This is a genomic window from Frigoribacterium sp. CFBP9030 (assembly GCF_034045195.1).
Classification (GTDB): domain Bacteria; phylum Actinomycetota; class Actinomycetes; order Actinomycetales; family Microbacteriaceae; genus Frigoribacterium.
This window is the reverse complement of the sequence record NZ_JAXCWG010000010.1, coordinates 48,819-61,135: the sequence shown is the minus strand read 5'-3', so window position 1 is coordinate 61,135 and position 12,317 is coordinate 48,819. Positions and strand designations below refer to the sequence as shown.

Here is a 12,317-nt window from a genome sequence, read left to right as displayed (position 1 = left end):
GGCCGGGTCGATGACCCGGCCTACCGGACACTGCGGATTGGTGTGTGTACATGTTACGCGGTCGAGGTTCGGCCGCGTGGTTCGGGACTATTCGCCCTTGTTCTTCTGGATGATCTCCTCGGCGACCGCCGAGGGGACCTCCTGATAGGACTCGAACGTCATCGAGTAGACGGCACGACCCGAGGTCTTCGACCGCAGGTCACCGACGTATCCGAACATCTCCGACAGCGGCACGCTGGCCCGAACGACCTTCACACCACTGGCGTCTTCCATCGACGAGATCTGCCCGCGTCGCGAGCTGAGGTCGCCGATGACGTCGCCCATATACTCTTCGGGCGTACGGACCTCGACCGCCATGAGCGGTTCGAGGAGAACGGGCTGGGCCTTGCGAGCCGCCTCTTTGTAGGCGATCGACCCGGCGATCTTGAAGGCCATCTCGGACGAGTCGACGTCGTGCGCCGCACCGTCGAGCAGCAGCGCCCGGACACCCACGGTCGGGTAGCCCGCGAGGACACCCACCTGCATGGCGTCCTGGATGCCGGCGTCGACCGAGGGGATGTACTCGCGCGGCACGCGACCACCGGTGACCTTGTTGACGAACTCGTAGGTCGACTCGGCGGTGACCTCGTAGGGCTCGAGCGCGATCTGGATCTTCGCGAACTGACCCGAACCACCGGTCTGCTTCTTGTGCGTGTAGTCGTACCGCTCGATGCCCTTCTTGAGGGTCTCGCGGTAGGCGACCTGGGGCTTGCCCACATTCGCCTCGACGTTGAACTCGCGCTTCATGCGGTCGACGAGGATGTCGAGGTGGAGCTCGCCCATGCCCTTGATGACCGTCTGACCGGTCTCGACGTTGAGCTCGACGCGGAACGTCGGGTCCTCTTCGGCGAGCTTCTGGATGGCCAGCGAGAGCTTCTCCTGGTCGGCCTTGGTCTTCGGCTCGATGGCGACCTCGATGACGGGCTCGGGGAACGTCATCGACTCGAGCACGATCTGCTCGGACGGGTCGCACAGGGTGTCGCCGGTCGTGGTGAACTTCAGGCCGATGACCGCGTAGATGTGGCCGGCGGTCACGCTCTCGACCGGGTTCTCCTTGTTGGAGTGCATCTGGAAGATCTTGCCGATGCGCTCCTTCTTGTCTTTGGTCGAGTTGATGACCTGGGCGCCGGACTCGATCGAACCCGAGTAGACGCGGACGTAGGTCAGACGACCGAAGAACGGGTGCACCGCGACCTTGAAGGCGAGAGCCGAGAAGGGCTCCGACGACTCGGGCTTGCGGATGATGACCTTCTCGGCGTCGCGGACGTCGTGGCCCTCCATGGGAGGCACGTCGAGCGGCGAGGGGAGGTAGTCGATGACCGCGTCGAGCATCGGCTGGACGCCGCGGTTCTTGAAGGCGGAGCCGCAGAAGATCGGGTACAGCTCGGAGTTGACCGTCATCTTGCGGACGGCGCCCTTGATCTCGGCGATCGTGAGCTCTTCGCCACCGAAGTACTTCTCGAGCAGCGCGTCGTCCGACTCGGCGACCGTCTCGAGGAGCTTGGCGCGGTACTCCGCGGCCTTCTCCTTCAGGTCTTCGGGGATCTCTTCGATCTCGTACTTGGCACCCAGCTCGACGTCACCCTTGGCGTCACCGCGCCACGTGAGGGCGCGCATCTCGACCAGGTCGACGACGCCCTCGAAGGAGCTCTCGGCACCGATCGGGAGCTGCATGACCAGCGGCTTGGCGCCGAGGCGGTTGATGATCGTGTCGACCGTGAAGTAGAAGTCGGCGCCGAGCTTGTCCATCTTGTTGACGAAGCAGATGCGGGGCACGTCGTACTTGTCGGCCTGACGCCAGACGGTCTCGGACTGGGGCTCGACGCCCTCCTTGCCGTCGAAGACGGCGACGGCGCCGTCGAGGACGCGGAGCGAGCGCTCGACCTCGACCGTGAAGTCGACGTGACCGGGGGTGTCGATGATGTTGATCTGGTTCTTGTTCCAGAAGCACGTCGTCGCAGCCGAGGTGATGGTGATGCCGCGCTCTTGCTCCTGCGCCATCCAGTCCATCGTGGCCGCACCGTCGTGGACCTCACCGATCTTGTGGGTGATGCCCGTGTAGTACAGGATGCGCTCGGTGGTCGTCGTCTTGCCAGCATCGATGTGAGCCATGATGCCGATGTTGCGGACCTTGTTCAGGTCGGTGAGCACATCTTGTGCCACGGGTTCCTCCGAAGGGATAGGTGGGGAGTGGGGGGACGAGGAGGTGCGGTGCGCTTGATGCGCACACCGCGCCTCCTCGGCCGGTTACCAGCGGTAGTGCGCGAAGGCCTTGTTCGACTCGGCCATCTTGTGCGTGTCTTCGCGACGCTTGACAGCGGCGCCGAGACCGTTCGAGGCGTCGAGGATCTCGTTCATGAGACGCTCGGTCATGGTCTTCTCGCGACGAGCCTTGGCGTAGCTGGTGAGCCAGCGGAGAGCCAGGGTGTTGGCGCGGTGGGGCTTGACCTCGACGGGGACCTGGTAGGTCGAACCGCCGACGCGACGCGAACGGACCTCGAGAGTCGGGCGGACGTTGTCGAGCGCCTTCTTCAGCGTGGCGACCGCGTCCTGGTCGTTCTTGGCGGAGACGCCGGCGAGAGCACCGTAGACGATGCGCTCGGCGAGCCCCTTCTTGCCGTCGAGGAGGATCTTGTTGACGAGCTGGCTGACGATCGGCGCACCGTAGACCGGGTCGGCGACGACAGGGCGCTTGGGCGCGGGTCCTTTACGAGGCATTACTTCTTGTCCTTCTTCGCACCGTAGAGGCTGCGAGCCTGCTTGCGGTTCTTCACGGCCTGGGTGTCGAGGGCGCCACGGACGATCTTGTAGCGCACACCGGGGAGGTCTTTGACACGACCGCCGCGGACGAGCACCATCGAGTGCTCTTGCAGGTTGTGGCCCTCGCCGGGGATGTAGGCGGTGACCTCGGTGCCGTTCGAGAGCTTCACACGAGCGACCTTGCGGAGCGCGGAGTTCGGCTTCTTGGGGGTGGTGGTGTACACACGCGTGCACACGCCACGCTGCTGGGGGTTGGACCGCAGGGCGGGGGCCTTGGTCTTGACGACCTTCGGCGTGCGTCCCTTGCGGACCAGCTGCTGAATAGTTGGCACTGGTTCTCCTCGTTCGATCTCGGCCCGGTCTGACGACCCGGTCGAGTCGCGCTGCTCTCGCATCGCTGTGCTCTGTCCGGCGGAATCGCCGGAATCCTCGTCTCGGAGACCGAGACGGTCGCTACCCGACTCGACGGCGACGCCGAGGGGTATTCGGTGTGGGCGCGGTTAAACGCACACCCGCTAGAGCATAGCTTCGACCCGGGGGGTTAATCAAATGTCGGCCGGCCGCGGGGCAGACCGCGGGGCAGCCCCCGACGACCTACGCCTGGGGTGCGACACGCGAGACGGCGACGGTGCCCGCCACGACGAGACCCGCCCACAGCGCGGAGCCGAGCACGAGCGGCGACAGCGCGTACCGCCCGGCGAAGAGCGTCGCCCAGAACAGGTCGTCTCTGACCAGCCCGTACCAGACCGACCCGACGAGCAGCATCGCGAGATAGACGAGCGCAGCGGTCGTGATCGCGGCCGGCAGCAGCGGAGCGTGCCGCGGACGGAGCTCGTCGTCGGGATCGAGCGCCGGCCGGGTCGCGGCTCGCCGGGCGGGATCGTCGGCCGGCTGGGCGGGGAACGCGCCGCGCATGGTCGGCGCGGCCCCGTCGACGGCGTCGGCCAGGGCGGCGGACCGCAGGAGCGACAGCAGCACGATCAGCACCGCCACCGCGAACATCGCGGGGCCGAGGAGGGTGCCGGCGTCGGGTTCGGCGATGACGTCGCGGTCGAGGAGCACGCTCTCGAACGCGGCGGTGGTGATGATCAGCGCCGCGAAGAGGACGGTGCCCATCACCGCGTAGACGGCGCGATTCATGTCGTCGAGGCTACGCCGAGCCGAGGAGGCGGTGGTACAGCACGTGGTCCTCCCACACGCCCGCGATGCGCAGGTAGCTCGCCGCATAGCCGTACTCGACGAAGCCCGAGCGGGTCAGCACGGCCCGTGACGCGGCGTTGCGGGGCAGCGCTCCCGCCTCGAGGCGGTGCAGACGCAGGGTCACGGTCGCGAAGTCGACGACGGCTCCGACGGCGGTCGTCGCCAGCCCCCGACCGACGTGCTCGTGGTCGAGCCAGTAGCCGACCGTCGCCCGCTGCACGGGGCCGCGGACGATCTGGTTGAGCGAGATGCCGCCGACGACCTCGTCGCCCTCGATCAGGAGGAACGACTGCCCCTCCCCCGCCGCCGAGGACGCGAGCCGACCGGCCAGGACGCTGCGCTGACCGTGCTCGGTGAAGAAGGAGGGCGTGCGCTCGGGATCCCAGGGGGCGAGGTGCGCCCTGTTGCGGTCGTAGGCGGCGGCGAGGGACGCGGCGTCGTCGACCCGCGCCTCCCTCAGGTGGACCGTGTCTGACAGCTGCCGTTCGTAGCGCACGCCGCCGACCCTATCGCCCGGTAACGGTCACCCGCCGGAGTGAGGCGGGGACGACGGAGGGCCCCGGTCCACGCACGAGGCGTGGACCGGGGCCCTGTGTCGATTCGAGGAGGCGCGGTGCGGGACTGACCCTCACCGCACCTCCGCGGATCAGTTGTAGGTGCCGGGCGTGAAGTCGTCCGACGAGAACGAGTCGAAGTCGACGAAGCTGAGGTCAGCCTCGTTGAACGACGCGTCGTCCGTGAACACGCGGTTGGGGTACCGCTCGGCCTTCGCCTCCTCCGTCGCCTCGACCGAGACGTCGCGGTAACGCGACAGACCGGTGCCCGCGGGGATCAGCTTTCCGATGATCACGTTCTCCTTCAGACCGACCAGCGGGTCGCTCTTGCCTTCCATCGCGGCCTGCGTGAGCACGCGGGTCGTCTCCTGGAAGGACGCGGCCGACAGCCACGACTCGGTCGCCAGCGAGGCCTTGGTGATGCCCATGACCTCTTGACGAGCGGACGCGGTCCGCTTGCCCTCGGTCAGCGCAGCACGGTTGATCTCGTTGTACTTCGACCGGTCGACGAGCTCTCCGGGGAGGAGATCGGTGTCGGCGTGGTCGACGACGGTGACCTTGCGGAGCATCTGACGGACGATGACCTCGATGTGCTTGTCGTGGATCGGCACACCCTGCGAGCGGTAGACGTCCTGCACGCCGCCCACGAGGTGCTGCTGAACCGCACGGACGCCCTTGACTCGCAGGACCTCCTTGGGGTCGACGGCGCCCGCGATGATCTGCGCGCCGAGCTCGACGTGCTGACCGTCTTCGACGAGGAGGGTCGAGCGCTTGAGCACCGGGTAGATGACCGGCTCGTCTCCGTTGTCGAGGTTGAGGATGACGCGGCGAGCCTTGTCGGTGTCCTCGATGGTGATGCGACCGGCACCGTCGGCGATCGGGGACGCACCCTTGGGGGTACGCGCCTCGAACAGCTCCGTCACGCGGGGAAGACCCTGCGTGATGTCGTCGGCCGAAGCCGAACCACCGGTGTGGAAGGTGCGCATCGTGAGCTGCGTGCCGGGCTCGCCGATCGACTGGGCCGCGATGATGCCGACGGCCTCTCCGATGTCGACGAGGTTGCCCGTGGCCAGCGAACGGCCGTAGCACTGGGCGCAGACACCGACGGCGGCCTCGCAGGTGAGGACGGAGCGGACCTTGATGGTCTCGACACCGGCCGCCACGAGCTCGTCGATCAGCACGTCTCCGACGTCGGCGCCGGCCTCGGCCAGCACCGTGCCCTTGGCGTCGACCGCGGCCGCGGCGAGAGACCGTGCGAACACGGTGTTCTCGACGGTCGCGTCGCGCACCATGACGCCGTCGGCGTCGGGTGCGGCGATCGGCATCTCGAGGCCTCGCGAGGTGCCGCAGTCGTCTTCACGGATGATGACGTCCTGTGACACGTCGACGAGTCGACGGGTCAGGTACCCCGAGTCGGCCGTACGGAGGGCCGTGTCGGCCAGACCCTTGCGGGCACCGTGCGTCGCGATGAAGTACTCGGCCACCGACAGACCCTCGCGGTACGACGAGATGATCGGGCGGGGGATGATGTCGCCCTTCGGGTTGTTCACCAGGCCTCGCATGCCGGCGATGTTGCGCACCTGCAGCCAGTTACCACGAGCACCCGACGTCACCATGCGGTTGATGGTGTTGTCGATCGGGAAGTTCGCCCGCATCTCGGCGGCGACCTCGTTCGTGGCCTCCGTCCAGATCTTGATCAGGTCGGCACGACGCTCGGCGTCCGAGATCAGACCCTTGTCGAACTCCGACTGGACCGCCGCGGCCTGCTTCTCGTAGCCCGCGACGATCTCGGGCTTGCGCGGCGGCGTCAGCACGTCGGACAGCGCGACGGTCACACCGGAGCGCGAGGCCCAGTAGAAGCCGGCGTCCTTGATGTTGTCGAGCGCCGCGGCGACCGCGACCTTCGGGTACCGCTCGGCCAGGTCGTTGACGATGGTCGAGAGCATGCCCTTGTCGGCGACCTCTTGCACGAAGGGGTAGTCGGCGGGGAGGTTCTCGTTGAAGCGAGCGCGACCCAGCGTCGTCTCGAGCAGGATGTCCTGACCGACCTCGTAGCCCTCGGGCGCCTCGCCCTCGGCGAAGTGCACGCCGTTCATGCGGATCTTGACCATGGCGTTGAGGTCGAGCGACCCCTGGTCCATGGCCATGATCGCCTCGGACACCGACGAGAACGAGCGGCCCTCACCGGTGGCGCCGGGGGTGACCGTCGTCAGGTAGTGCAGACCGATGATCATGTCCTGTGCGGGCAGGGTCACCGGACGGCCGTCGGACGGCTTCAGGATGTTGTTCGACGCGAGCATCAGGATGCGCGCCTCGGCCTGGGCCTCGACGGACAGCGGCAGGTGGACGGCCATCTGGTCGCCGTCGAAGTCGGCGTTGAACGCCGCGCAGACGAGCGGGTGCAGCTGGATGGCCTTGCCCTCGACGAGCTGGGGCTCGAACGCCTGGATGCCGAGACGGTGCAGCGTGGGCGCACGGTTCAGCAGCACGGGACGCTCGCGGATGATCTCTTCGAGGACGTCCCAGACCTGCGGACGCGAACGCTCGACCATGCGCTTCGCCGACTTGATGTTCTGAGCGTGGCTCAGATCGATCAGGCGCTTGATGACGAAGGGCTTGAAGAGCTCGAGAGCCATCTGCTTGGGCAGACCGCACTGGTGCAGCTTCAGCGTCGGGCCGACGATGATGACCGAACGACCCGAGTAGTCGACTCGCTTGCCCAGCAGGTTCTGGCGGAAGCGACCCTGCTTTCCCTTGAGCATGTCGCTCAGGGACTTCAGGGCGCGGTTGCCGGTACCCGTGACGGGACGACCACGACGGCCGTTGTCGAACAGTGCGTCGACGGCCTCCTGCAGCATCCGCTTCTCGTTGTTGACGATGATCTCGGGGGCACCGAGATCGAGCAGACGACGGAGGCGGTTGTTGCGGTTGATGACGCGGCGGTACAGGTCGTTCAGGTCGGACGTCGCGAAACGGCCACCGTCGAGCTGGACCATCGGGCGGAGCTCCGGCGGGATGACCGGCACCACGTCGAGCACCATCGCTGCGGGCGAGTTGCCCGTGGCGAGGAAGGAGCTGACGACGCGCAGGCGCTTGATCGCGCGGATCTTCTTCTGACCCTTGCCCTCGGAGATCTGCAGGTGCAGGTTCTCGGCCTCGGTGGTGAGGTCGAAGCCCTCGAGGCGCTTCTTGATCGCCTCGGCGCCCATGTGGGCCTCGAAGTAGATGCCGAAGCGGTCCTGGAGCTCGTGGAAGACGGCGTCCTCCGGCTTGAGGTCGCCGACCTTCAGCGACCGGAAGTCCTCCCAGACGCGCTCGAGGCGGTTGATGTCCTCGTCGAACGACTTGCGCGTCTGCGACATCTCCTTCTCGGCGCCGTCCTTCGCGCGGCGCTTCTGGTCGCTCTTCGCACCCTCTTCTTCAAGAGCGGCGAGGTCGTCCTCGAGCTTCTGGAGACGGTCGGCGATGCGCGTGTCGCGCTGCGACTCGAGCTGCTTGATCTCGAGGCGGAGCTCGTTCTCGAGTCCGGGCATGTCGGCGTGACGGCCCTCCTCGTCGATCGAGATGACCATGTAGGCGGCGAAGTAGATGACCTTCTCGAGGTCCTTCGGCGCCATGTCGAGCAGGTAGCCGAGGCGCGAGGGGACGCCCTTGAAGTACCAGATGTGCGTGACGGGAGCGGCGAGCTCGATGTGGCCCATGCGCTCACGGCGCACCGACGACTTCGTGACCTCGACGCCGCAGCGCTCGCAGACGATGCCCTTGAATCGGACTCGCTTGTACTTGCCGCAGGCGCACTCCCAGTCGCGTGAGGGCCCGAAGATCTGCTCTCCGAAGAGGCCGTCCTTCTCGGGCTTCAGCGTGCGGTAGTTGATGGTCTCCGGCTTCTTGACCTCACCGTGCGACCAAGCGCGGATGTTGTCGGCCGTTGCGAGGCCGATCCGCAGCTCGTCGAAAGTTGTTGCTTCGATCAATGTTTATCCCTTTGTGAAAAAAGTGTCGACGTCGTCTGGGGAGGGCTTAGATCTCGTCGACGTTCGACGACTCGAAGCGGGAAGAGATGTTGATGCCCAGCTCTTCGGCGGCACGGAAGACCTCGTCGTCCGTGTCGCGCAGGCTGACCGTCTGGCCGTCGGCCGAGAGGACCTCGACGTTCAGGCAGAGCGACTGCATCTCTTTGATGAGGACCTTGAAGCTCTCGGGGATGCCGGGCTCCTGGATGTTCTCACCCTTGACGATCGCCTCGTAGACCTTGACGCGGCCGAGGATGTCGTCGGACTTGATGGTCAGGAGCTCCTGCAGCGCGTATGCGGCGCCGTAGGCCTCGAGGGCCCAGACCTCCATCTCACCGAATCGCTGACCACCGAACTGCGCCTTACCACCCAGCGGCTGCTGCGTGATCATCGAGTACGGACCCGTCGAGCGAGCGTGGATCTTGTCGTCGACGAGGTGGTGCAGCTTGAGGATGTACATGTAGCCGACCGAGATCGGGTTCGGGAACGGCTCACCCGAGCGACCGTCGAAGAGGCGGGCCTTACCGGACGAGCCGATGAGGCGCTCCCCGTCGCGGGTCGGGAGGGTCGAGTCGAGCAGACCCTCGATCTCGCGCTCGGCGGCACCGTCGAACACCGGGGTGGCGACCTTCGTGCCGGGAGCGGCGCTGAGCGCCTCGGGGGGCAGGTTCTTCGCCCACTCCTGGATGCCCTCGACGTTCCAGCCCTGCGCCGCGATCCACCCGAGGTGGATCTCGAGCACCTGGCCGAAGTTCATTCGACCGGGGACGCCCAGCGGGTTCAGGATGATGTCGACGGGGGTTCCGTCGGCGAGGAAGGGCATGTCTTCGACGGGGAGGATCGTCGAGATGACGCCCTTGTTGCCGTGACGACCGGCGAGCTTGTCACCCGCGGTGATCTTGCGCTTCTGAGCGATGAACACCACGACGCGCTGGTTGACACCCGAGCCGAGCTCGTCGTCTCCGTCTTGCGAGTCGAAGACCTTGACGCCGATGACGGTCCCCTGCTCGCCGTGAGGCACCTTCAGGGACGTGTCGCGGACCTCGCGGCTCTTCTCGTTGAAGATCGCGCGCAGCAGACGCTCTTCGGCGCTGAGCTCGGTCTCGCCCTTGGGCGTGACCTTGCCGACGAGGATGTCGCCAGGGCGGACCTCGGCGCCGATGCGGATGATGCCGCGCTCGTCGAGGTCGGCCAGCAGATCCGGGCTGACGTTGGGGAGGTCACGGGTGATCTCCTCCTTGCCGAGCTTCGTGTCGCGGGCGTCGACCTCGTACTCCTCGATGTGGATCGAGGAGAGCGTGTCGTCCTTGATGAGGTTCTGCGACAGGATCATCGCGTCCTCGTAGTTGTAGCCCTCCCAGGGCATGAACGCGACGAGCAGGTTCTTGCCGAGTGCGAGCTCGCCGTTCTCGGTGGCGGGTCCGTCGGCGATGACCTCGCCGACCTCGATGCGCTGACCGGCGTCGACGATCACACGGTGGTTGTAGCTGGCGCCCTGGTTCGAGCGGTCGAACTTGCGGAGGTAGTACTCCTGGGTTCCACCGGCGTCGAGCTGGACGGTGACGACGTCGGCCGAGACCTCGGCGACCACGCCGGCGGCGTCGGCGGTGACCACGTCACCGGCGTCGATGGCCGTGTAGCCCTCCATGCCGGTGCCGACGAGCGGGCTCTCGCTGCGGACCAGCGGGACTGCCTGACGCTGCATGTTGGCACCCATGAGGGCGCGGTTCGCATCGTCGTGCTCGAGGAACGGGATGAGCGACGTGGCGACCGAGACCATCTGGCGCGGCGAGACGTCCATGTAGTCGACCTCGTCCTTGCCGACGAGCTCGACCTCTCCGCCCTTCTTGCGGACCAGGACCTTGTCGTCGACGAAGTCGAACTTGTCGTCGAGGGGCGCGTTGGCCTGCGCGACGACGTACTCGTCTTCTTCGGACGCGGTCAGGTAGTCGATCGTCGTGGACACGTTGCCCTTGACGACGCGACGGTACGGGGTCTCGATGAACCCGAAGGAGTTGATGCGGGCGAACGACGCGAGCGAGCCGATCAGACCGATGTTCGGGCCTTCCGGGGTCTCGATCGGGCACATGCGGCCGTAGTGCGAGGGGTGGACGTCTCGGACCTCGACGCCGGCGCGCTCACGCGACAGACCACCCGGTCCGAGAGCGGACAGGCGGCGCTTGTGGGTCAGACCCGACAGCGGGTTGTTCTGGTCCATGAACTGCGACAGCTGCGACGTCCCGAAGAACTCCTTGATCGCGGCGACGACGGGGCGCACGTTGATCAGGGTCTGCGGCGTGATCGCCTCGATGTCTTGAGTGGTCATGCGCTCGCGGACGACGCGCTCCATGCGCGACAGACCGGTGCGGACCTGGTTCTGGATCAGCTCGCCGACCGCGCGGATGCGACGGTTGCCGAAGTGGTCGATGTCGTCGACGTCGAGACGCAGCTCGACGGACTCGCCCTCGCGGACTCCGTCCATCGTCTTCTGCTCGGCGTGCAGCGACACCAGGTACTTGATCGTCGCGACGATGTCGTCGACGGTCAGGACCGAGTCGACCAGGGGCGCGTCGATGCCGAGCTTGCGGTTGATCTTGTAACGACCGACCTTCGCCAGGTCGTAGCGCTTCGGGTTGAAGTAGAAGTTGTCGAGCAGCGCACGCGCGGCCTCGGCAGCGACCTGCTCGCCGGGACGCAGCTTGCGGTAGATGTCTTTGAGCGCCTCCTCCTTGGTGAGGATGGCGTCCTTCTCGAGGGTCGCCTCGATGGAGGCGAAGCCCTTGAACTTCTCGGTGATCTCTTCGCTCGTCAGACCGAGGGCCTTGAGGAAGACGGTGACGCTCTGCTTGCGCTTGCGGTCGATGCGGACGCCGACCTGGTCGCGCTTGTCGATCTCGAACTCGAGCCAGGCACCACGGCTCGGGATGACGCGAGCCGAGTAGATGTCCTTGTCGGAGGTCTTGTCGGAGGCGCGCTCGAAGTACACGCCCGGGCTGCGGACGAGCTGCGACACGACGACACGTTCGGTGCCGTTGATGATGAAGGTTCCGCGCTCGGTCATCAGCGGGAAGTCGCCCATGAAGACCGTCTGCGTCTTGATCTCACCGGTGAGGTGGTTCATGAACTCGGCGTTGACGTACAGCGGTGCGGCGTAGGTCTTGCCGCGCTCTTTGCACTCGTCGATGGTGTACTTCGGCTCTTCGAGCTCGGGAGCGGTGAACGACAGCTGCATCGTCTCGCCGAGGTCCTCGATCGGGGAGATCTCCTCGAAGATCTCCTCCAGGCCGGAGTGGAGGGCGAGGTCGGTGCGACCCTGCTCGGTCGCCTCGGCGAGGCGCTCCTTCCAGATGTCGTTGCCGACGAGCCAGTCGAAGCTCTCCGTCTGCAGCGCCAGAAGGTCGGGGACCGTCAGCGTGTCGGTGATCTTGGCGAACGAGAGTCGCGATGCGCCTCGGCCGTTCTTGGGTGAGTTGGTGTTTGCGGTGTTCGCAGCAGCCAAGGAAGTTACCTCCGTGGACCCCGTCGGGTCATCACTGTCGGACAGTATGGTGAGTGGTGAACGGCCCTCCCGGGGGACGTCGGCCCCGCGGCGCATGGCCGGAGGTCGAAGCCGAGGACGCCCCCGCCGCGATATTCGGGGGCCTGAACTCGGAGGTGCGTCGCCGACCGGAATATGACGAGTCGACGCACGGGGAGCGCAAAGGTCCATACTAGGTCGCTGCGGACACGCCTGGCAAGCCCTGTCGTTGAC

7 protein-coding genes are annotated in these 12,317 nt (G+C 66.4%); all 7 read right to left on the bottom strand.

What is annotated here, in order from left to right; all coding sequences use genetic code 11:
* Nucleotides 1–87 precede the first annotated feature (87 nt).
* Nucleotides 88–2,202, bottom strand: a complete 2,115-nt coding sequence (gene fusA, locus SOM13_RS11470; RefSeq protein WP_243214130.1) for an elongation factor G — start codon at nucleotides 2,200–2,202, stop codon at nucleotides 88–90.
* An 84-nt stretch (nucleotides 2,203–2,286) separates the two neighbouring features.
* On the bottom strand, nucleotides 2,287–2,757 hold the full coding sequence (gene rpsG, locus SOM13_RS11465) for a 30S ribosomal protein S7 (protein ID WP_055799861.1): 471 nt from the start codon (nucleotides 2,755–2,757) through the stop codon (nucleotides 2,287–2,289).
* Entirely contained in the window at nucleotides 2,757–3,131 is a 375-nt protein-coding gene (gene rpsL, locus SOM13_RS11460; protein ID WP_043593380.1) for a 30S ribosomal protein S12, read from the bottom strand. Before rpsL ends, rpsG begins: the two co-directional genes overlap by 1 nt.
* A 262-nt stretch (nucleotides 3,132–3,393) precedes the next feature.
* Complete coding sequence (locus SOM13_RS11455) at nucleotides 3,394–3,939, bottom strand: DUF6121 family protein (protein ID WP_320479792.1); 546 nt, start codon at nucleotides 3,937–3,939, stop codon at nucleotides 3,394–3,396.
* A gap of 10 nt (nucleotides 3,940–3,949) precedes the next feature.
* Complete coding sequence (locus SOM13_RS11450; protein ID WP_320479791.1) at nucleotides 3,950–4,495, bottom strand: GNAT family protein; 546 nt, start codon at nucleotides 4,493–4,495, stop codon at nucleotides 3,950–3,952.
* A gap of 150 nt (nucleotides 4,496–4,645) precedes the next feature.
* The gene (locus tag SOM13_RS11445) at nucleotides 4,646–8,527 is read right to left on the bottom strand and encodes a DNA-directed RNA polymerase subunit beta' (protein WP_192061026.1); all 3,882 of its coding nucleotides are present in this window, start codon (nucleotides 8,525–8,527) and stop codon (nucleotides 4,646–4,648) included.
* A gap of 46 nt (nucleotides 8,528–8,573) precedes the next feature.
* Nucleotides 8,574–12,065: a DNA-directed RNA polymerase subunit beta gene (rpoB, locus tag SOM13_RS11440; protein WP_192061025.1), complete on the bottom strand. Its 3,492-nt coding sequence runs from the start codon at nucleotides 12,063–12,065 to the stop codon at nucleotides 8,574–8,576.
* Nucleotides 12,066–12,317: the final 252 nt, after the last annotated feature.